Below are 20,327 nucleotides of genomic sequence, written 5' to 3'. Positions count from 1 at the left end.
GGCGGGACCCTGCCCGTACCGGGGCGCGCAGGGGGAGCCGCGGGCGTACCGCACGGGCGCCGGAACCGGATCGCCCAGCCGTCGGAGCCGGCGCCGTACCGCCCAACCGCCGCGGCCACCGCCGTACCGCCCAACCGGCGCCGTACCGCCCGGCATCCGCAGCAGCCGCCGTACCGCTCAGCCGTCCGCGCCGTCGAACGCGCGCAGCAGGCGCTCGGCCGCGTCCGCCGCGGTGAGCGTGCCGGTGCGCAGGCCCGCTTCGATCGCGGGGGCCAGGGCGCGGACCGCGGGGTGGGTGTCGAGGCGGGCGAGGAGTGTGTCGCGGGCCGTCGACCAGGCCCATTCGACCTGCTGGGCGCGGCGCTTGGCGGTGAGGCCGCCGTCCGCCGTCAGCCGGGAGCGGTGCGCCTCCAGCCGCTCCCACACCGTGTCCAGGCCGGTGGACTCGCGCGCGCTGCAGGTGAGCACCGGCGGCGTCCAGGAGGCGTCGGCGGGCTGCATCAGGCGCAGCGCGCCGGCGAGTTCACGGGCGGCGGCGCGGGCGTCGCGCTCGTGCGGGCCGTCCGCCTTGTTGACGGCGACGACGTCGGCCAGCTCCAGCACGCCCTTCTTGATGCCCTGGAGCTGGTCGCCGGTGCGGGCGAGGGTGAGCAGCAGGAAGGTGTCGACCATGCCGGCCACGGCCGTCTCGGACTGGCCTACGCCGACGGTCTCGACGAGCACCACGTCGTATCCGGCGGCTTCCATGACGACCATGGACTCCCGGGTCGCGCGCGCCACCCCGCCGAGGGTGCCCGCGCTCGGCGAGGGGCGGACGAAGGCGGCGGGGTCGGTGGCGAGACGTTCCATCCGGGTCTTGTCGCCGAGGACGGAGCCGCCGGTGCGGGTGGAGGACGGGTCGACGGCGAGCACCGCGACGCGGTGCCCGAGGCCGGTGAGCAGGGTGCCGAAGGCGTCGATGAAGGTGGACTTTCCTACCCCGGGCACCCCGCTGACGCCGATCCGCCGGGCGCCGCCGGTGTGCGGGAGCAGCGCGGTGAGCATCTGCTGCGCCAGGGCGCGGTGGTCCGCCCGCGCGGACTCCACGAGCGTGATCGCGCGCGCCACGAGCGCCCGGCGCCCTTCGAGCACGCCCTTGGCGTACGCGTCGGGGTCGATGGCCGCGGGTCGGGGCGTGGGCATGCCGCGGCTACAGCTCCTCGTGCCCGAGGGCGGCGGCGAGCCTGGTCACCAGGTCGTGCGCGGCCTCGGGGATGACGGTGCCGGGCGGGAAGACCGCGGCGGCGCCCGCGTCGTGCAGCGCGGGCACGTCCTGCGGGGGGATGACGCCGCCGACGACGATCATGATGTCCGCGCGGCCCTCCGCGGCCAGCTCCGCGCGCAGCGCTGGCACCAGCGTGAGGTGGCCCGCGGCGAGCGAGGAGACGCCCACGATGTGCACGTCCGCCTCGACCGCCTGCCGCGCCACCTCGGCGGGGGTCTGGAAGAGCGGGCCGACGTCGACGTCGAAGCCCAGGTCGGCGAAGGCGGTGGCGATGACCTTCTGGCCGCGGTCGTGCCCGTCCTGCCCCATCTTGGCGACCAGGATGCGCGGCTGCCGCCCCTCGGCCTCGGCGAAGCGCCCGACCAGAGCCCGGGTGGCGTCGGCGGCGGGGGTGCGGCCTGCCTCCTCGCGGTACACGCCGGAGATCGTACGGATCTGGCCCGCGTGCCGCCCGAAGACCTGCTCCAGGGCGTCGGAGATCTCGCCGACGGTGGCCTTGGCGCGGGCGGCGCCGACGGCGAGCGCGAGCAGGTTGCCGTCCAGCTCGGGGCCGGGGGTGCGGGCGGCGGCCGCGGTGAGGGCGCGCAGCGCGTCCCGGCAGGCGTCCTGGTCGCGTTCGGCGCGCAGCCGGCGCAGCTTGGCGATCTGGCTGGCCCGGACCGCGGAGTTGTCGACGGAGCGGACGTCGATCGGTTCGTCGTCGTCCGCCTGGTACTTGTTGATGCCGATGAGCGGCTGCCGCCCGGAGTCGATACGGGCCTGGGTGCGGGCCGCGGCCTCCTCGACGCGGAGCTTGGGGATGCCTGCGTCGATGGCCCGGGCCATGCCGCCGGCCGCCTCGACCTCCTGGATGTGCTGCCAGGCGCGTGTCGCGAGGTCGTGGGTGAGTCGCTCGACGTAGGCGCTGCCGCCCCACGGGTCGACGACCCGGCAGGTGCCGGACTCCTGCTGGAGCAGCAGCTGGGTGTTGCGGGCGATGCGGGCGGAGAAGTCGGTGGGGAGGGCCAGTGCCTCGTCGAGAGCGTTGGTGTGCAGCGACTGGGTGTGGCCCTGGGTCGCGGCCATCGCCTCGACGCAGGTGCGGGTGACGTTGTTGTAGACGTCGCGGGCGGTCAGCGACCAGCCGGAGGTCTGCGAGTGGGTGCGCAGACTCAGCGACTTGGGATTCTTCGCGCCGAACTGCCGCACCAGCCGGGCCCACAGCAGCCGGGCGGCGCGCAGCTTGGCGACCTCCATGAAGAAGTTCATGCCGATCGCCCAGAAGAAGGACAGCCGCGGCGCGAAGGCGTCCACGTCCAGGCCCGCGGCCTGACCGGCGCGCAGGTACTCGACGCCGTCGGCGAGGGTGTAGGCGAGCTCCAGGTCGGCCGTGGCCCCGGCCTCCTGGATGTGATAGCCGGAGATGGAGATGGAGTTGTAGCGCGGCATCTTCCTCGCGGTGTAGGCGAAGATGTCGGAGATGATCCGCATCGAGGGCCCCGGCGGGTAGATGTAGGTGTTGCGGACCATGAACTCCTTGAGGATGTCGTTCTGGATGGTGCCGGCCAGCTTTTCCGGCGGCACCCCCTGCTCCTCGGCGGCGACGATGTAGAGCGCCAGCACGGGCAGCACCGCGCCGTTCATGGTCATCGACACGCTCATGCGGTCCAGCGGAATGCCGTCGAAGAGCTGCCGCATGTCGTGGATCGAGTCGATCGCGACGCCCGCCATGCCGACGTCTCCGGTCACCCGCGGGTGGTCGCTGTCGTAGCCGCGGTGGGTGGGCAGGTCGAAGGCGACCGACAGGCCCTTCTGCCCTGCGGCGAGGTTGCGCCGGTAGAAGGCGTTGGACTCCTCGGCGGTGGAGAAGCCCGCGTACTGCCGGACGGTCCAGGGCTGGTTGACGTACATGGTCGGGTAGGGGCCGCGCAGGAAGGGCGCGATGCCGGGGTAGGTGCCGAGGGTGTCGAGGCCCTCCAGGTCGCGGGCGGTGTAGAGGGGTTTGACCGCGATGCCCTCGGGTGTCTCCCAGGCGAGGTCGGCGACGCCGCTGCCGGTGGCCTCCTTGACCGCGGAGCCCCATCGCTCCTCGGTCGGGGCCGGGCCGTCGCCGTCCTCGGCGAAGGGGATTGCGGTGAAGTCCGGGATGCCGCTCATGCCGCCACTCCCGCTCGGTCGAGTACGAGGGTCAGGGCGGCGACGGCGTCGCAGCCCAGGTACAGGTAGCCGTCCAGGCCCGGCAGGGCGTCCGGCCGGCCGGCCAGGTAGATCCGGTGCGCGCCCGCCGCGCGCAGCGCCGCGACGACGGCGGGCCCCTGCTCGGCGTAGAGCGCGTCGGTCGAGCACAGGCAGGCCGCCTGTGCGCCGCTCGCGGCGAAGGCCGCGGCCACCGTGCCGGCGTCCACGGACACCGGGTCGTGCACCGGCTCGACGCCGCCGGCCTGGAGGGTGTTGGCCGCGAAGGACGCCCGCGCGGTGTGCACGGCGGCCGGGCCGAGCGCGGCGAGGAAGACCTTGGGGCGCGCGCCGGTCGCCGCGAGGTGGGCGTCGGAGCGGGCGCGCAGCGCCTCGTACGCGTCGTCGCGGCGCACCCGGGGCAGGCCGCCGGGCCCGGCGGGGCGGGCGGGGGCGGGCTCGCGGGACACGGGCCGCTCGGCGAGGTCGGGGAATTCGCTGACGCCCGTGACGGGTTCGCGGCGGGTGGCGAGGCGGCGGCTGCGCGCCGCCCAGGTCGCGGCGATCCGCTCGCCCAGCAGCCCGGAGGCGAGGGCCTGCTCCTGGCCGCCCGCGGCCTCCAGCTCCTGGAAGAACGCCCAGCCGGCGCGGGCCAGTTCGGCAGTGAGCGACTCGACGTACCAGGAGCCGCCCGCGGGGTCGGCGACCCGGCCCAGATGCGCCTCCTCCAGCAGGATCGCCGAGGTGTTGCGGGCGACGCGGCGGGAGAAGGCGTCCGGCGCGCCGATCGCGGTGTCGAAGGGCAGCACGGTGACGGCGTCCGCGCCGCCCGTCCCGGCGGCGAAGGCGGCGAGCGTGGTCCGCAGCAGGTTCACGTACGGGTCCCGGCGGGTCGCCATCACCGTGGAGGTGACGGCGTGCTGGCGCTGGCCGGCCGCCGCCGGGGCGCCGCAGGCCCGGGCGACGCGCGCCCACAGCATGCGCGCGGCGCGCAGCTTGGCGGTGGTCAGGAACTGGTCGGCGGTCGCGGCGAAGCGGAATTCGAGCTGGTCCAGGGCGGATCCGACGTCCAGGCCGGCGCCGGTCAGCAGCCGCAGGTAGGCCACGCCGGTGGCGAGCGCGGCGCCCAGCTCCTGCACCTCGGAGGCGCCCGCCTCGTGGTAGGGCAGGGCGTCCACGGCGAGGGCCCGCACCCCCGGGTAGCAGCGGTGGACCCGGGTCGCGAGCGCCACGGCGTCGTCGAGGGCGGCGGCCCCACCGGTACGGGCCGCGTGCCCGAGGGGGTCGGCGCCGAGGCAGCCGCGGACGGCGGCCGGGTCGACGCCGCGGGACTCGTACAGACCGATCAGCTCGCGCGCGGCGGAGGCGGTGTCGGGGCCGGCGTCCAGGACCACGGGAGCGAGGTCGAGGAGGACGCCGTCCAGAGCCCGGGCGAGGGCGCCGGGCGGCAGGGCGGGGCCGCGGACGGCCAGCCACAGCGAGGTCGCGCCGTTCTCCAGGTCGTCGAGCACGGCGGCGTTGGCGGCCGCGGGGTCGGCGAAGTCCAGCCGCGCGCGCACGTCCCAGCCGCCGAGCAGGGCGCTGCCGCGCACGTACGGCGGGAAGCCGGGCAGGCCCGGGTCGGGCGCGGTGTCCTGCGCGGTGTACAGCGGCCGCACGGTCACGCCGCCGTCCAGCGCGGTCGCGAGGGCCGCCTCGGCCTCCGCGTCCTGCACCTCCTTACCCGACTTGCGCAGCACCCCCGCGACCAGCTGCCGCCACTGCTCGCGGGTGGCCTCCGGGAACGGGGCGGCCGGTGAGATTCCCTCGTCAGGCAGAACCGTCATACAGCGCAGGGTAGGGACAGCGTCTAAAGCCCGTCTTCCCCTAAAAACCCGGGCCCCCCTAAGGGGTGTCGCTCGCGCGCTCCCCGGCGGCGGCCGGGAGGGCGCCCGGGCGGCTCAGGGCGACCGCCGCCTGGACGACGCCCGCCTGGTGGGCCGCCTGGCGGGCGACCGGCAGCCGGGTCGCCGGGAAGGTGGTCCGGTAGCGGGCCGTCCAGTCGTGCAGCAGCATGTCGAGCCGGGCGGTGAGCGGCGCCGCGGCGGGCCCGGCCGGGGCGACGGCGCGGCGCAGCATCGCGGCAGCCCGCAGCGGCACCCGGTGCGTCCACTGCTCCAGGCCCGCCAGCAGCCCCTCGGTCAGCCGCCGTCCGGGGGGTACGGGGCCGGGGCCGCCGCAGCGCGGGTCCCAGTCGTCGGGGAGACGGCGCAGGAAGGCCAGCTGGGTGCGGACCGAGCGGACGAGGGGGCCGTCGCCCTCGCCGTCCGCGGTGCCGCCGTTGCCGCCGGGCCCGGGGAGCCGGGCGGGGGCGGCGTCCAGCAGGGCGGCGATCAGGTCGCCGCGGCGGCGCATCCGGTCGGCGCACGCGGCCAGCCGGCGCTGCGGGTCGCGGCCCGGGTTCCGGTCGCTCTTCCGGTCGCAGGCCCACCGCGGAGCCTCGACGATCACGGTCGCGCCGCCGTGCCGGTGCGGGGCGTACCAGGTGGTGCGGCGGATGTCGCCGGTGCGCGCGCCGTCCGTGAGGGCGGCCGGGGGAAAAGGCGTGGCGGGTGGGGCGGGCGGGGGCATCAGATAGACGCCGGGGGCCAGTTCGGGGTACAGCACGGTGTCGTACGAGCCGCATTCCACGGGAATGCCGAATTCCGCCGCGGAGCGCGTGAACGGCCCTGCGAGGCCCGGAATCTCCCGGGTGCTCTGCACGAATGTCCCGCCCACGTCGATACCGTGCAGGGAGAACTGGAGAAACGGCCGGAGTTCGCCGATGAGGCCGAGGAGGATATCGCTCTCCGGCAGCCGGCCGCCGATCGACGGGGCCCATTCCGGCTGCTCGCCTGAGGCGGGGCGGAAATAGTGGGAGAGGAATCCCTCCAGGTCGCGTGCGCGGTGGGCGCCGTGCACCAGCCGCGCCCCGTCCGGATCCGCGCACAGCAGGAAATGCCAGGCCACCGACGCGTGCTGCGCCGGGTCGGCGAGGATCCGGTGGGCCAGTTCCATGGCCGCGGCGCCGCCCACGAGCTCGTCGGGGTGCGCTCCGGAGACCACCAGAACGTGGTCGGCGGCCTCCCCGACGGACAGCAGCGTCAACGGCCGCCCCGCCCGGGAGGCGCCGACGGTCCGCGTCCGGCACACCCGGGGGTGGCGCGCGGCGAGCGTCCGTGCGGTGTCCTCGATCTCGTCGAGCGCCGGATAGCGGTCGTAGGCGGCAATCGCCCTTCCCGCACTGGTCGAGGCGTCGATCACCCGTGAATACCTCTTCCGGTCGACCCGCGCCCTGCCGCGGCGGCAGTTGACGGGCAACCATGGATTCATGTGGACTGCGGGGTGTCAAGCGTTCCGCCATTGAATGGAGTCGAATCCTCCGCATGTTACGGCCGCGCGTCAAACCCGAGCATTCCGGCTACCGCACGGTGGACGGGAAGGTCCGGCTCGGCAGCGTGGTCTACGGGATCGGTGTGGAGATCGACGATCCGGACGGCTGGGTCTGGGCGCTGGTCGAGGCGCTGGACGGCAGCCGTACGGCCGGCGAGGCGGCCCGCCTGGTGGCGGCGGCGCATCCGGCGGTGACGGCGGCCGAGGCCGAGCAGGCGGTCACCGAACTCGCCGAGGCCGGGCATCTGGAGGACGCAGCCGCGCCCGCGCCCGCCCTCTCCGGGCGCGAGCAGGAGCGCTACAGCCGGGGCGTGCCGCTGCTGCGCTGGCTGGACCGGGGGCCGCGGCGCAGCGCGTGGGAGTTGCAGGAGCGGCTGTGCGCCGCCCGGGTGCTGCTGATCGGCCTGGGCGGGACGGGCGGCTACGCAGCACACGCGCTGGTCGCCTCCGGCGTCGGGCACCTGCACTGCGTGGACCCCGACACCGTCGAGCTGTCCAACCTCAACCGGCAGCCGCTCTACCGGGAGAGCGACCTCGGGCGCCCCAAGGCGGAGGCGGCGCGCGAGGCCCTGCGCGCGGTCAACTCGCAGGTCGAGGTCAGCAGCGAGCGGACCCGCGTGACGGGGCCGCGGGACGTCACCGCGCTGCTCGGCGGGCCCGCGCGCCCGTACGACCTGCTGCTGCTGTGCGCCGACCGGCCGCCGGAGGTCCGCCGCTGGGCGAACGCGGCCTGCCTGGCGTCGGGCACGCCGTGGATCGACGGCGGCTACCGGGGCCCGCTGGCGTCGATGGGGGTGTACGTGCCGGGGTCCGGCCCGTGCTGGGTGTGCCTGCGGGCGGGCGAGGTGGAGCGGCGCGAACTGGCCCTGGCGCCGGGCCAGGACGAGGACGCCGCGTCGCCGCGGATGCCGTGGAATCCGGTCACCGCCGTGACCGCGGGCCTGTCCGGGCTGCTGATCGCGCACGCCGCCACGGCCCTGCTCACCGGCGCCCCGCCGATGGAGCCCGGTTTCCGCTACGGCATCAACCTCGCGGCGCTGGAGGAGCCGGACGTCGAGCGCCACCCGCGCCGCCCGGACTGCCCGGCGTGCGGCACGGGCCGGTAGGGCGGCCCCGATGCGCGGTCAACTGCCGTACGGGCGGGGCCAGGCCGGGGACAATGGGATGGTGGCGAGCTACGCAGAGGTGGAACTGTCCGACGGGATCGCGGTGCGCTTCGAGGTGTCGCCGGGCGGTGGCGAACATGCCGCGGCCGGCACCGCGGAGGCGGCGCCGCCGCCCGCGACCTGACCGCGCGGCGCGGCGGCTAGGGACAGGAGCGTTTGTAGAAGTCGGCGGCGGCCACCGTCGCCGTGCTGCCGCCGTCGCCCTTGTAGATGTCGAAGAAGCGGACCCGGCCCGGAGTCAGATCGGCGAGATCGGCCAGGGTGAAGTCGACGGCCTCCGCCGACCAGGAGTTGTCCTTGGTCCAGCCGTAGAGCGTGTAGGTGACTCCCGGGCGCAGCCCGGTCAGGTAGTAGTCGACGGTCCAGCCCGGCACGTCGCCGTTCAAGGGCCAGCTGACAACACCGGGACCGAGCGGGTCGTCCGCCGTCCAGTGGGCCTCGTCCGAGGTGCTCTCGTCAGGGTTGGTCCGGTAGAGCGTCGCTCCGTCGATGTGGTGCCCGCACACGGCGAGGAGGGCCACCGGCTTCCCGCTCGCGTCCACGCTCACCCCGGCGGCCCCGGTTCCCGGGACCGTGCACCCCGTGAGCAGTCCCGCCGCCGCGACCGCCGCGACCGCGCAGGCCGCCCCTCTGACCGCCCGTAATGATCCGACCGACCGCATGTGTCCCCCCTCGGATACAACGTCCGTCTTCGGCCAAGGGTAGGAGCACGTCCGCGGACAACGGGATGACGCCACCGGTCCGTTGTGCGGACGTTGCCGCTCCGTGCCCATCCGTCACCCGTACGCCCCCTCGGCGGGCGCTGCGTCGATCTTCCAGTCATTCATGAAATTTTTTCTTTACTCGATCGCAACCTTGCGGTGATTCCTTCGCGCTCTGTACGGTCGGGGCGCCCGTTCCCCCCACCGTCCGTGAAGGAGCATCAGATGCGGGTGTCGACCATCCACCCGCACGGCGCGCGCAGCGCCGTGCGGAGACTGCCGGCGGCCCTCGTCGCCGCCATGACCGTGGTGGCAGGCGCCGCCGCCACCGGACTGCTGACCGGCGCCGCCGCGAGCGCCGCCGCCCGTACGCCCGCGGCGGCGACCGCCGCGCAGGCCGCGCCCGTGCCCGGCAACGGGGTCGGCGCCACCGTGCCGTTCGCCGAGTTCGAGGGCGAGGCGGGTGCGCTGGGCGGCGGCGCCGGGGCCGTCGCGCTCACCGCCGCGCCCACGACGCAGTATTCGAGCGCCGCGCTGGAGGCGTCCGGGCACGCGTACGCCCACCTCGGCGGCACGGGGCAGTCGGTGCGGTGGACGAACACCACCGGCTCGCCCATCAGCTTCCTCAACGTCCGTGCCAGTGTGCCGGACTCGGCCTCCGGCGGCGGCACCGCGACGACCCTCGACCTGTACGTCAACGGCGCCTTCCGGCAGGCGCTCCCGCTCAACTCCAGGCAGAGCTGGGTCTACGAGGGCAACAACAACTACAACACCAGCGACGACCAGAACCCGGCGGGCGGCAGCCCGCGGGTCTTCTGGGACGAGGCGCACGCCTTCGTCACCGGCGACCCGATACCGGCCGGCGCCACCTTCTCGCTGGTCAAGGACGCCGCCAACGACGCGTCCTCGTACGACGTCGACGTCGTCGACGCGGAGAACCCGCCGGCGCCGCTGCCGCAGCCCGCGAACTCGATCTCCGTCACCAGCTGCGGCGCGGTCCCCGACAACACCCCCGCCAACGGCGCCGCCGACAGCGCGGCCACCGACTCCGGGCCCGCCATCCAGAACTGCATCAACCAGGCGCAGTCGCAGGGCAGGACGCTGTGGATCCCGCCGGGCACCTTCTACGTCAAGGGCACCACGGGCCTGCGCGCGCAGGGCATCACGATCGCGGGCGCCGGCATGTGGTACAGCACCGTCTACCGCGATGTGCCGGTGCCCAACAGCACCCCGCTGGCCGCGCTGTTCGAGGTGACGTCCTGCCATGTGCAGAACTTCCACATCGACGCCAACGCCGTCAGCCGCAGCACGATCGGCGGTGACGGCGGCGCCATGGACACCACCGGCACCAACTGGTCGGCGGACGGCATCTGGACCCAGCACACGATGTCCGGCTTCTGGGCCTCCGGCGCCGGAGGCAGCGTCAAGAACAGTCGGCTGACCGCGATCTGGGCCGACGGCATCAACGTCAACAACGTGTCGCTGAACGGCGGCAAGGGCAGCGACCTCACCGTCAGCAACAACTTCGTGCGCGGCACCGGCGACGACGCCATCGCGGTCAACTCGGTGGACTACAACACCAACGGCGACGGCTCGAAGACGTACTACACCCCGATGGCGAACGTCACGGTCAGCAACAACACCTCGATCGCGCCCTGGGGCGGCAAGGGCGTCGCCGTCTACGGCGGCAGCGGGCACCACGTCACGAACAACTACGTGAGCGACACCGCCCGTTACATCGGCCTGGGCGCCGGGCGCTTCGGCGTCAACGGCAACGACCTGCTGTCCGCGACGATCACCGGCAACGTCGTCGTCCGCTCCGGCGGCAACGCCTACAGCCAGGGCCAGCCCGCGATGCACATCGGCAACGGCGGCGACGGCCAGAACACCGGCACGGTCGACAAGGTCACCGCGACCGGCAACACCGTCGCCGACTCGCTCTACGACGGCATCGGCTTGTCCACCTCGACCAACTCACTGCTCCAGGACAACACCGTCACCGGCCCCGGCCGCAACGGCGTCGTGGTCTCACCGCCGTTCTACCCCGCGCCGACCGGCTCCGCGACGATCACCGGCACCACCGTGACCGGCGTCAAGCCCGGCAACGCGGCCTACCTCGACAACTCCGCGGCCTTCACCGCCACGCTCATCGGCAACAGCTGGCAGGGCGGCGGCACCACCCCGCCCCCGGCCGAGGGGCCTTACGGCGGCACGCCCGCCGCGGTACCCGGCACCGTGCAGGCGGAGAACTACGACACCGGTGGGCAGGGCACCGCCTACAACGTCAGCTCCGTGAACGGCAACGGCACCGCCTACCGCGCGGACGGTGTCGACCTGGAGTCCGCCTCCGACACCGGCGGTGGCTACGACCTCGGCTGGACCAGCGGCGGCCAGTGGTTCCGCTACACCGTGAACGCCGCCTCGGCCGGTACCTGGACCGTGGCCTTCCGGGTGGCCGCGCCCGCCGCCGTCAGCGGCGCCCTGCACCTGTCCGACGCCTCGGGCACCAACCTCACCGGCGCGGTCGCCATCCCCGCGACCGGCGACTGGCAGGCCTGGAGCACCGTCACCGCCACCGTCGCGCTGCCCGCGGGCAAGCAGGTCCTCACGCTCGTCGAGGACAACGGCGGCTGGAACCTCAACAGCCTGGCCTTCACCGCCGCCGGCGGCCCCGGCACACCGTCGAACCTGGCGGCAGGCAAGGCGACCGGCGAGTCCAGCCACACCGACGTCTACGCGTCCTCGCACGTCACCGACACCGACCGGAACAGCTACTGGGAGAGCGCCAACAACGCCTTCCCCCAGTGGGTCCAGGTCGACCTCGGCTCCGCGCGGAGCGCCTCCCGCGTCGTGCTCCGGCTCCCCTCGGGCTGGGGCGCCCGCACCCAGACGCTGGCCCTCCAGGGCAGCACCGACGGCTCGTCCTTCAGCACACTGAAGGCCTCTGCCGCCTACACCTTCGACCCGGCGGGCGACAACACGGTCACCCTCACCTTCCCCGCCACCGCCGAGCGCTACTTCCGCGTCACGGTCACGGCGAACACCGGGTGGCCGGCCGGCCAGCTCTCCGACTTCCAGGTCTGGTCCTCCTGACCTGCGCCGCGGGCCCGCCGCACCCCCGGCGGGCCCGCGGCCCGGGGCGTCGCAGCGGGTCGCCCGCGAGGCGCCCCGGCGGCGGCGTCCGGCCGCCGTCGGACGACGTGCAGCGGTGGAAGGACCGGCGGGCCGGCGGAACTCGGCGGCCGGGCGCGGAACTTGCTGCGCGGCTGAGTGTGCGCGGCCGAGTAGGGGGCCACGGTGGCTCGGGGGCGCGGCTGCGCCGTCGGGGCAGCTGTGCCCGGTTCGCGGCTGCGCGGGCCACCGCCCGCGGTTCCCTGCGTCAGGTCGCGGCCGGGTCCGTCTCGGCGTCCGGGTCGGCTTCCGGTGCCGACCGCGCGGCATGCTCCTGCGCCTCGGCCAGCGCCGCCGCGCGCCGGTTGACCACGACGGTGGCAGCGGCCGCGCTCAGGGCGAAGGCCAGCAGCACCGTGCCGGGGCGGTTCAGGCGGTCGCCGGTCAGGGCGTCGAGGGAGAGGCGGCCGGGGCCGGCCAGTCCGATGCCCGCGGCCACGAAGCCGAGGAAGGCCGGGTATTCGAAGCCGCCCTGATGCGCGAAGAAGCCCGCGGGGGCGTGCACGGACACCGCGCCGGCCATCGCGCCCGCCGCCGCCGCGCCCGCGACCGGGGTGGCCAGGCCCAGCACCAGCAGCGCGCCGCCGCCCGCCTCTCCGAGCCCCGCGGCCAGCGCGCTCTCCCGGCCCGGCCTGAAGCCCATCGACTCCATCGCGGCGGCCGTCGCCTCCAGGCCGGACCCGCCGAACCAGCCGAGCAGCTTCTGCGAGCCGTGGGCGAGCAGCGTGCCACCGGCGCCGAGGCGCAGCGCGAGCAGGCCGATGTCCTTGCGACGGCTGAACGGCATGGGCGGCCCTTCCGCAGACGGGGCAGTACGCGGTCCTCAGCCCATCCTGCCCCGGCCCCAGGGCCGGCGCACCCGCTCGCGGCCGTGCGGGTGGGCCGGTGCGCGGCGGCGCCGCGCCCACGGCGCCCGTGCGCGCCGGGCGCGGGCCGCCTCCGCCGGCGGGGCCCGGCGCCGTAGAGTGGCAGTGTGGTGACCTGTCCGGAGATACCCGGGCTCGGCGCGGTGCGGCGGCGGCTGGGCGAGGAGCTGTTCGCCAGGGTGGCAGGGCCGGAAGGGCCCGCCGCCCGGGCGCGGATCCACGACACCCCGGGGCCGCGCTGGTTCGCGCCCGACCGGCCGATCCGCACCGTGCACGGCGACGCGTCGATGTTCACCGGCGGCCTGTGCGCGCTGCTGCTGCAGTCGCTGCACCCGCTCGCGATGGCGGCGGTCGCCGCGCACTCCGGATACCGCGGCGATCCGTGGGGGCGGCTCCAGCGCACCAGCGGCTTCCTGGCCGTGACGACGTTCGGGACCGCGGCGGACGCCGAGCGCGCCGTCGCCCAGGTGCGGCGCATCCACGCACGGGTCGGCGGCACCACGGCGGACGGCGAGCCCTACCGCGCCTCCGACCCGCACCTGCTGGCCTGGGTGCACGCGGCCGAGGTCGACAGCTTCCTGCGCGCGCACCGCCGTTACGGCGCCCGCCCGCTGGACGACGCGGGATACGACGCCTACGTGGCGGACACCGCCCGGGTCGGCGCCGCGCTCGGGGTGGTGGACCCGCCGCGCGACCAGGCCCGGCTCGCCGCCGTACTCGACGCGTACCGCCCGGAGCTGCGCGCCACCGCGCAGGCCAGGGAGGCCGCGCGCTTCCTGCTGCTCACCCCGCCGCTGCCGTGGGCGGCCCGGCCCGGTTACGCCGTGCTCGCCGCGAACGCGGTCGCGCTGCTCCCGGTGTGGGCCCGCGTGCCGCTGCGGCTGCCGTACCTGCCGGTGACGGAGGCGACCGGGGTGCGCTGGGCGGGGCAGGGACTGACGCGGGCGATCCGCTGGGCCATGGCCCCGCCGCCCGCGGGCGGGGCCTGAGGGGGCTCAGACCGCGCGGACGAGGACCAGCGAGCCGCGCAGGAAGGGCTGGTCGCGCAGCGCGCCGTGGCGGGCGTCCCAGGTGCCGTCGGCCAGGTCGCGGCGCAGGTGCTCGGTGTAGCGGCCGGCCGTCTCCGGGTCGACGAAGCTCCACGCCGAGCAGGCCCGGCGGGCGGCCGGGTCGAGCAGCATCTCGGGGCGCGCGTAGTAGGCCTCGTTGAAGCCGTCCGCGCAGTCGGCCGGGATGGGCACGGCCGTGACGTCGGCGTGCCCGCCGAGGGCTTCGGTGACGGCGGCTACCGCCGGGTAGCGGCGGGCCTCGGTGTCCAGTACCAGCGGCGCGTACGCGTACAGCCAGAAGTCCCGCACCAGGTCCGGGTCGCAGGTCAGGACGACGACCGGGCCGCGGGACACCCGGCGCATCTCGTGCAGGCCGGCCGCGGTGTCGCTCCACTGGTGGATGCTGAAGGTGGTCATGGCGGCGTCGAAGGAGTCGTCCGGGAAGGGCAGCCGCTCGGCGACGCCGTCGACGGCGGGCGGCAGGTGCGCGGGCCGCTGGGCCCGCATCGACGCCGACGGCTCCACGGGCGTCACCTCGAAGGCGGAGGATTCGTACGAGCCCGCGCCCGCGCCGACGTTGACCACCGTGCGGGCGCCGTCCAGCGCCTGCTCGACGAGGGCGGCGATCCGCGGCTCCGGCTGCCGGTAGGCGGAGTACCCGCCGCCGATCGCCGCGTAGTCCGCGTCGCCCGCGCTGCCGTCCGCCGTACGCCCGGTCATCGGGCCTCCCTCGCGTCGTCCTTCGTGCCCGTCGTATCCGTCGTGTCCGCGGCATCCTGCTGCGGGTGCTTCACGGGCGCGTGCCCGCCGACCTGAGCCAGCGCACCACCTGCCCGGCGTGCTCGCCGGGCGCGTCCACGGGGTGGAAGACGCGCTCGACCACGCCGTCCCTGACGATCAGCGTGATCCGCACGTACAGCTGCTGCCCGCCGGCCTCGAACGTCGGCAGGCCGAGTGCGGAGGCCAGGCGCAGTCGGGGGTCGGACAGCATCGCGAACGGCAGCCGCAGCCGCTCGGTCACCTCGCGCTGGTAGCCGGTGTCCTGCCCGGACAGTCCGTACACGGCGGCCGCGCCCGCGGCGGTGAGGTCGTCGTGGTGGTCGCGGAAGCCGCAGGCCTCGGCGGTGCAGCCGCGCGCGCCGGGGATGGTGTCCCACCCCGCGGGCAGGTCCGCGTCGGGGCGGCCGGTCAGCGGGTAGAGGTAGAGGACGGTGCGTCCGGGGCCCAGGCCGTCGAGGGCGACCGTGCCGCCGTCCGTCGCGGGCAGCGCGAGCCGGGGCAGCCGGAGCCCCGGGAGCCGGCCGGCGAGGTCACCGGGCACGGGCGCAGGCACGGCGACGGGCCGGGCGGGCGCGGCGGGTGCGGCCGGCGACGGCGGGTCCGCGCGGGTGGTGCGGTACGCCGCCGCGGTGAGGCGGGCGGCGAGCCGCTCCCGGCGGTCTGTCAGCTCCGTGATGCGGGCACCCAGTTCGTCGATCGCGGCGCGGTATTCGGCCAGCGAGGACGGGCAGTCGTCGGCGTCCGGCGCCCCGGAGGCCAGGCACTCCAGGAAGGGCCGGGTCCGCTCGGCCGGTATCCCCAGCTCGCGCAGCGCCCGCAGCTCGCGCACCGCGCGCACGTCGTCCTCGCTGAAGGTGCGGTAGCCGTTGGGCAGCCGGCGCGGCGCGACCAGCCCCAGCTCCTCGTAGCGCCGGATGGCCTTCGCGCTCACCCCCGCGCGCCGCGCGACGTCGCCGATCCTCATGTCCTCCACCTCCCGGGCAGCCCTCCCCGGGCAGCCGCTGCGAGCGTAGACCTTGCCCCCGGGGGCAAGGTCAACCACTGCGGGACCCCCACCGCGCACCGCCCGGTCACACCTTCGCCACAGCCCCCGGTCCGGGCGCTCCCGGCCGCAGCGGGACTGGAATGATGCGCCTCATGGCAACGAACGGGGGCACGGGCGGCGAGCCCGCGCACAAGGGCACGCATCCGACGACCAGCTACGAGCTGAAGCCGCCCGGACCCGCCGCCGACGTCTCCGCCGCTCCCCCGTCCGCCTCCGCGCCCCCGCCCGCCTCCGCTTCCGTCGGCCGGCCGGAGGGCGCGAGCGGCGCCGCGCGGCTGGTCGGCGGGCGCTACCGGCTGCTGGAGCGGCTGGGCTACGGCGGGATGGGCACGGTGTGGCGGGCGCACGACGAGGTCGTGGACCGCGACGTGGCGGTCAAGGAGCCCCGGGTGCCCGACCACATGACGGGTCCCCAGCGTGAGACGGCCCATCTGCGGATGCAGCGCGAGGCGCGCGCCGCCGCCCGTATCGACCACCCGTCCGTGGTGACCGTGCACGACGTGGTCGTCGAGGACGGCCGGCCGTGGATCGTCATGGAGCTGGTACGCGGCCGGTCGCTCGCCGAGGTGCTGGCCGAGGGCACGCTGCCGCCGCGCGAGGCCGCCCGGATCGGGCTCGCCGTGCTGGGCGCGCTGTCCGCCGCGCACGAGGCCGGGGTGCTGCACCGGGACGTGAAGCCGGCGAACATCCTGCTCGGGCGGCACGACCGGGTGGTGCTCACCGACTTCGGCATCGCCCAGGTCGAGGGCGAGGAGCCGCTCACGGAGACCGGCGCCTTCATCGGATCCCCCGAGTACATCGCCCCCGAGCGGGTGCTGGGGCACCGGCCGGGACCCGAGTCGGACCTGTGGTCGCTCGGCGTCGTCCTCTACCAGGCCGTGGAGGGCGTGTCGCCCTTCCGCCGGCAGGCCACCCCGTCGACCTTCCAGGCGGTGCTGCTCGCCGAGCTGCCCGCGCCGCGCCAGGCGGGCGCGCTCGCCGCGCCGGTGCTGGGGCTGCTGCGCAAGGAGCCGGCCGCGCGGACGACGGCAGCCCGCGTCGCCGACGAGCTGCGCGCCGTGCTCGACCCGCCGCGCGTCCCCGCGCAGCCCGCGGCGCCGGCGGCCGCCGCACCGGCCGCCGTCCCCCCGCCGGGCCGTGCGATACGGGTGCTGCCCCGCAGCCGCCGCGGCCGTACGGTCACCGCGGGGGCGGCGGCCGTCGTGGTGGCGGCGGCCGTGGTCGTGGTGGTGTCGCCGTTCGGCGGCGGCGGGGGGATCCCGAAGGGCTGGAAGTCGTACGACGAGAAGGGTGTCGGCGCCACCCTCGCGGTGCCCGGCGACTACGTGCGCAGCATCGACGACAAGGCCGTCACGTACACCGACCCGCACAAGGTCTTCCGGGTGACCTTCACCAAGTCCCAGGGCGAGAAGCGCAGCGCGGCGGCCGTCGCGAACGCCAACCTGGACTGGTACAAGGGCGGTGGCACGGTCAGCTACAGCGACACCGTGGACGAGGCCGACGGGACGGTCACCGAGGCCGACCAGCAGGGCGAGCCGGCCGCCCGGCTCGACCTCCACTACACCGACCTCTCGGACGACGACAAGCCCGCGCTGCGCGAGCTCGAACTGGACGTCGTCAGCGGCACGGGTGACCTGTACACCCTCGACGTCGTGATGCCGGCCGCCAAGATCCAGTCGCAGCAGGGCGAGCAGATCTTCGACCGGATCAAGGACAACCTGGAGATCCACTCGCTCTGACCGCGCGCCCCCGCGCCCCCTCCGCCGACCGGGGGTCAGGACGGCGGGCCGCCGATGAGCAGCCGGTGGCCCTCGGGCAGCAGGCAGCACAGCTCGTGGTCGCCCCAGGGCATGCGCCGCACAGGCCCGCCGGTCCGCCCGCCCGCGGCGGTCCAGCGGTCCGCGAGCCCGGCGAGCGGGACACCGGCGTCGAGGGCGACCGTCACCGCCGCGATCGGCTCTCCGCCGGGCGTGAGGGTGAGCCGCAGGCCGGGACCGACCGACCACGGGCCGAGCCGCGCGGCGGCGTAGCGCGCGGGTTCGCCGACGCGGAAGCCCGGTTCGAGGCCGAGCCCGGCGTGCAGCAGGTCGAGGGTGGCCTCGACGTCCCGCACCGGGAGCACCGGGTGCGCGAGGTGGAAGCGCTGCGGGTGCGGCTCCCGGACCCGGCCGAGCACCACCTTCTCCCGGGTGCCGCCGACCGGCGTGGACATCGTGAAGCGGCCCCGCTCGGTCAGTCCGGCGCGCCGGGCGACGCCGATCGAGCCGGTGTTCACCGCGTCGGCCCACGCCTCGACACGCTCCAGGCCCTCGGCCGCGAAGAGGTGCTCCACGAGAGCGGCGACCGCCTCGCCGGTGATGCCGCGCCGCCACTGCGCGCGCCGCAGCATCCACGAGAGCCAGGGCGTCGGGGTGACGCCGGCGAGTTCGACGAGGCCGAGCGCGTCCGGCTCACCCGCGCGCCGGATCGTCCACAGGCGTCCGTCGGGCCGCTCGGCCCGGGCGGCGAGCCGCTCGCGGGTCTCGGCCTCGTCCCGGGGAGCCTCCTCGTCCGCCCAGGGGCGCGAGACCCGCGGGTCGCCGTACGCGAGGTGCAGGCCGGGGGCGTCCGCGTCCAGGTCGAGCGGGGTCAGCACCAGCCGGGCGGAGCGCACTTCGCCGGGTACCCGGCCCGGCGGCCCGCCGGGCGCCGCCTCGCCGCTCATCCGGGGAGGGGCCCGGCGCCGCGGCAGGGCAGCATCCCGGCGCGGACCGCGCGCAGCGGCGCGTGATCGACGAAGGCCGGCACCCCGAGCAGGATGACCGGTCCGGGCGGCGTCATGAACACCAGCAGGGCCATTGCCCCAGTATCCGCTCACGCCCGGCCCGCGCCCAAGCCGCCCAGCCCGCCCGTGCCTTCGCCGCACTGGCCCTCGCCGGGCCGGAGCCGGGTCCGCGGAGCCTGCCGTCGCATTCACCCGTTCGGAGTAGTGACACAGCGTAAGCATAGAGTAACCTTGAGTGAACAAGGGGAGTTTCAGCGGTTCCAGGGGTCCAGGGGGCAGACATGTCGACGCATCCGATCGAAGTGACACCCGGCGACGCGCGGTACGACGCGCTGCGCAGGGGGTTCAACCAGCGATGGATCGCCACGCCGGATTCCGTCGTGGTGGCCTCGTCGGCCGACGACGTGGTCGAGGCGCTGCGTACGTATCTGGCCCGGCCGGCTGGGTCCCGGCGGCGGATCACGGTGCGCTCGGGCGGGCATTGCTACGAGAATTTCGTGTCGTCGCCGGACGTCGGGGTCATCGTGGACGTGAGCCGGATGAACGGCGTCCACTTCGATCCCGAGATGGACGCGTACTGCATCGAGGCCGGTGCGACCAACTGGGACAGCACGACGCAGCTCTACCGGACGACGGGACTCGCGCTGCCGGGCGGCTCCTGCTATTCCGTGGGGCTCGGGGGGCACGTGTCGGGGGGCGGATACGGGCTGCTGTCCCGGCTGTTCGGGCTGACGGTGGATTACCTGTACGCGGTCGAGGTCGTGACGGCCGCGGACGGCAAGCACCCGAGGAAGACCGTGGCCCGCAAGGATTCGGAGGATCCCGCGCTGCGCGACCTGTGGTGGGCGCACACGGGCGGGGGCGGCGGCAACTTCGGGGTGATCACGCGCTACTGGTTCCGCGGGCTGCCCCAGCCGCCCGCCCAGGTGCTGCTGCGGGCCGTCGCATGGGATTGGCAGGACTTCACCGACCGCCCCGAGCTCTTCCGCTCGCTGGTCCGCCGCTACGGGCAGTTCTTCGAGTACGAGGCCGCGGGCCGGCTCCCGGCCTCGCCGTTCAGGTCCTACGGCTACCGGGACATGTTCAGCCTGCTCAAGCTCACCCACAAGAGCGCGGGCAAGGTCGGCCTGACCGTGCAGATGGACGGGACGAAGCCGGATTCCCCCGCGCGGCTCGCCGCCTTCCTGGACTGGATCACCGCGGACTTCCGTTCGGGCAGCACCCAACTGGTGCGGGAGCAGCCGCTGGACCAGGCGATCGGCGAGCACCCCGCGCAGGGCGGGCTGTTCATCCCCACCCTGCTGCCGTGGCTCACCGCGACCCAGAGCCTCAACGACTCGGGGCCCAACCGCTGCGGCAAGTACAAGTCGGCCTACATGACGAGGGGCTTCACCGACCACCAGATCGAGGCGATCCAGCGCCATCTGACCGACCCCGGGTACAGCAATCCCGACGCCCTGGTCCAGGTCGACTCCTACGGCGGCGCCGTCAACGACCGGGCGCCCGGCGCCACGGCGGTGCCGCAGCGCTCGTCGGTGCTCAAGCTGCAGTACCAGGTCTACTGGACCTGGGGCGTCGACGCCGACGAGAACGGCCTCTTCGACTACCGGGACGCCGAGCTGGACCCCGGGATCGCCGCCCCGCACCTGCGCTGGATCCGCGACCTCTACCGCGACGTCCACCGGCCGACCGGCGGCGTCCCGGTCATCGCCGATCCGGACGACCCGGCGACCAGGGACGCCAACACCGACGGCTGCTACATCAACTACCCCGACGTCGACCTGTCGGACCGGCGGCTCAACACCTCGGGCCAGTCCTGGCACCGGCTCTACTACAAGGGCGGCTACGAACGCCTCCAGCAGGTCAAGCAGGCCTGGGACCCGCACGACGTCTTCCACCACGAGCAGTCCGTCGCCGTGCCGGGGTAGGCCGGGGCCCTCGGTAGAGTCCGCGGTG

Annotated in this window: 16 protein-coding genes; 6 read left to right on the top strand and 10 right to left on the bottom strand. The window is 75.1% G+C overall.

Annotated features, from left to right (window positions below):
- Positions 1-177 precede the first annotated feature (177 nt).
- From meaB to IH54_RS39170, 4 genes are read right to left on the bottom strand one after another with little or no spacing between them, the layout of a single operon-like run.
- Positions 178-1,182, bottom strand: coding sequence for a methylmalonyl Co-A mutase-associated GTPase MeaB (gene meaB, locus IH54_RS0101070; RefSeq protein WP_031512150.1), 1,005 nt, complete (start codon positions 1,180-1,182; stop codon positions 178-180).
- Positions 1,183-1,189: 7 nt separating this feature from the next.
- A complete protein-coding gene (scpA, locus tag IH54_RS0101065; protein WP_031512149.1) occupies positions 1,190-3,400 on the bottom strand; it encodes a methylmalonyl-CoA mutase in 2,211 nt (736 codons plus the stop codon).
- Positions 3,397-5,244 carry a methylmalonyl-CoA mutase family protein gene (locus IH54_RS0101060; protein WP_031512148.1) on the bottom strand — a complete coding sequence of 616 codons (1,848 nt, stop codon included), beginning with the start codon at positions 5,242-5,244 and terminating at the stop codon, positions 3,397-3,399. Before IH54_RS0101060 ends, scpA begins: the two co-directional genes overlap by 4 nt.
- Before the next feature lie 58 nt (positions 5,245-5,302).
- Positions 5,303-6,700, bottom strand: a complete 1,398-nt coding sequence (locus tag IH54_RS39170) for a M14 family zinc carboxypeptidase (protein WP_052396919.1) — start codon at positions 6,698-6,700, stop codon at positions 5,303-5,305.
- A 122-nt stretch (positions 6,701-6,822) separates the two neighbouring features.
- Here IH54_RS39170 and IH54_RS0101050 point away from each other — a divergent pair, with 122 nt between their 5' ends.
- Together IH54_RS0101050 and IH54_RS47545 are read left to right on the top strand one after the other, a co-directional pair.
- The gene (locus IH54_RS0101050) at positions 6,823-7,935 is read left to right on the top strand and encodes a HesA/MoeB/ThiF family protein (RefSeq protein ID WP_031512146.1); all 1,113 of its coding nucleotides are present in this window, start codon (positions 6,823-6,825) and stop codon (positions 7,933-7,935) included.
- Between the two features lie 61 nt (positions 7,936-7,996).
- Positions 7,997-8,119 carry a hypothetical protein gene (locus tag IH54_RS47545; RefSeq protein ID WP_267965160.1) on the top strand — a complete coding sequence of 41 codons (123 nt, stop codon included), beginning with the start codon at positions 7,997-7,999 and terminating at the stop codon, positions 8,117-8,119.
- A 16-nt stretch (positions 8,120-8,135) separates the two neighbouring features.
- Here IH54_RS47545 and IH54_RS0101040 read toward each other — a convergent pair whose 3' ends face one another.
- Positions 8,136-8,537, bottom strand: coding sequence for a hypothetical protein (locus IH54_RS0101040; protein WP_031512145.1), 402 nt, complete (start codon positions 8,535-8,537; stop codon positions 8,136-8,138).
- A 384-nt stretch (positions 8,538-8,921) separates the two neighbouring features.
- Here IH54_RS0101040 and IH54_RS0101035 point away from each other — a divergent pair, with 384 nt between their 5' ends.
- Positions 8,922-11,789 carry a carbohydrate-binding protein gene (locus tag IH54_RS0101035; RefSeq protein WP_234343304.1) on the top strand — a complete coding sequence of 956 codons (2,868 nt, stop codon included), beginning with the start codon at positions 8,922-8,924 and terminating at the stop codon, positions 11,787-11,789.
- A gap of 286 nt (positions 11,790-12,075) precedes the next feature.
- Here the strand turns inward: IH54_RS0101035 and IH54_RS0101030 are convergent, their stop codons facing one another.
- Positions 12,076-12,654: a DoxX family protein gene (locus IH54_RS0101030; protein WP_031512142.1), complete on the bottom strand. Its 579-nt coding sequence runs from the start codon at positions 12,652-12,654 to the stop codon at positions 12,076-12,078.
- Positions 12,655-12,840: 186 nt separating this feature from the next.
- Here IH54_RS0101030 and IH54_RS0101025 point away from each other — a divergent pair, with 186 nt between their 5' ends.
- On the top strand, positions 12,841-13,722 hold the full coding sequence (locus IH54_RS0101025) for an oxygenase MpaB family protein (RefSeq protein WP_078861822.1): 882 nt from the start codon (positions 12,841-12,843) through the stop codon (positions 13,720-13,722).
- Between the two features lie 6 nt (positions 13,723-13,728).
- Here the strand turns inward: IH54_RS0101025 and IH54_RS0101020 are convergent, their stop codons facing one another.
- Together IH54_RS0101020 and IH54_RS0101015 are read right to left on the bottom strand one after the other, a co-directional pair.
- Entirely contained in the window at positions 13,729-14,502 is a 774-nt protein-coding gene (locus IH54_RS0101020; RefSeq protein ID WP_031512139.1) for a class I SAM-dependent methyltransferase, read from the bottom strand.
- A gap of 70 nt (positions 14,503-14,572) precedes the next feature.
- Positions 14,573-15,526 (bottom strand): MerR family transcriptional regulator, encoded by a 954-nt coding sequence (locus IH54_RS0101015; RefSeq protein ID WP_031512138.1) that lies wholly within the window; start codon positions 15,524-15,526, stop codon positions 14,573-14,575.
- Positions 15,527-15,699: 173 nt separating this feature from the next.
- Between IH54_RS0101015 and IH54_RS0101010 the strand changes: the two genes are divergently transcribed.
- A complete protein-coding gene (locus IH54_RS0101010) occupies positions 15,700-17,346 on the top strand; it encodes a serine/threonine-protein kinase (RefSeq protein WP_052396957.1) in 1,647 nt (548 codons plus the stop codon).
- Positions 17,347-17,381: 35 nt separating this feature from the next.
- Here the strand turns inward: IH54_RS0101010 and IH54_RS0101005 are convergent, their stop codons facing one another.
- Together IH54_RS0101005 and IH54_RS45220 are read right to left on the bottom strand one after the other, a co-directional pair.
- Positions 17,382-18,311, bottom strand: coding sequence for a GNAT family N-acetyltransferase (locus IH54_RS0101005; protein ID WP_031512136.1), 930 nt, complete (start codon positions 18,309-18,311; stop codon positions 17,382-17,384).
- Positions 18,308-18,445: a hypothetical protein gene (locus IH54_RS45220; protein WP_159011593.1), complete on the bottom strand. Its 138-nt coding sequence runs from the start codon at positions 18,443-18,445 to the stop codon at positions 18,308-18,310. Before IH54_RS45220 ends, IH54_RS0101005 begins: the two co-directional genes overlap by 4 nt.
- 207 nt (positions 18,446-18,652) lie before the next feature.
- Between IH54_RS45220 and IH54_RS0100995 the strand changes: the two genes are divergently transcribed.
- Positions 18,653-20,299, top strand: coding sequence for an FAD-dependent oxidoreductase (locus IH54_RS0100995; protein WP_031512135.1), 1,647 nt, complete (start codon positions 18,653-18,655; stop codon positions 20,297-20,299).
- Positions 20,300-20,327: the final 28 nt, after the last annotated feature.

It is taken from the genome of Streptomyces sp. NRRL F-5123 (assembly GCF_000721495.1).
Classification (GTDB): domain Bacteria; phylum Actinomycetota; class Actinomycetes; order Streptomycetales; family Streptomycetaceae; genus Actinacidiphila.
This window is presented reverse-complemented; position numbering and strand designations above follow the sequence as displayed.